This is a genomic window from Streptococcus mitis, assembly GCF_946190115.1.
GTDB classification, from domain to species: domain Bacteria; phylum Bacillota; class Bacilli; order Lactobacillales; family Streptococcaceae; genus Streptococcus; species Streptococcus mitis_CO.
In genome coordinates, this window is sequence record NZ_CAMHZG010000059.1 from 1 (window position 1) to 331 (window position 331).

The window sequence follows — 331 nt, forward strand, 5'->3', positions numbered from 1 at the left end:
GTAGTCGCTACGGCAGCTGTTGTCGTTGTATCAACCAAACTTGAAGTCGTTGATGTGATTTGGCTCAAACGAGTTTCGACTGCTTGTAGAGATGCGAGGCTGTCAGTGATAACTTTTGAAAGAGCTGCGTTAGCTGTTGTGTTAGCTGCATCTCCCTGACGAACAGATGTCTCTTTGTTTGAAGCTGTTTCTGATGCTACTGGTTTTGCAAGTTCAGAAGTTACTCCAGCTTGTGATTGAGAAGCACTTGTTGAAGCCGATGTACTTGCCGATGTAGACGCTACAGCACTTGTTGAGGCTGATGCGCTTGCCGATGTACTTACACTTGTTG

Annotated in this window: 1 pseudogene; it reads right to left on the minus strand. The window is 45.9% G+C overall.

What is annotated here, in order from left to right:
• Positions 1–331: pseudogene (locus N8L90_RS09395) on the minus strand (gamma-D-glutamyl-meso-diaminopimelate peptidase); the annotation flags it as partial.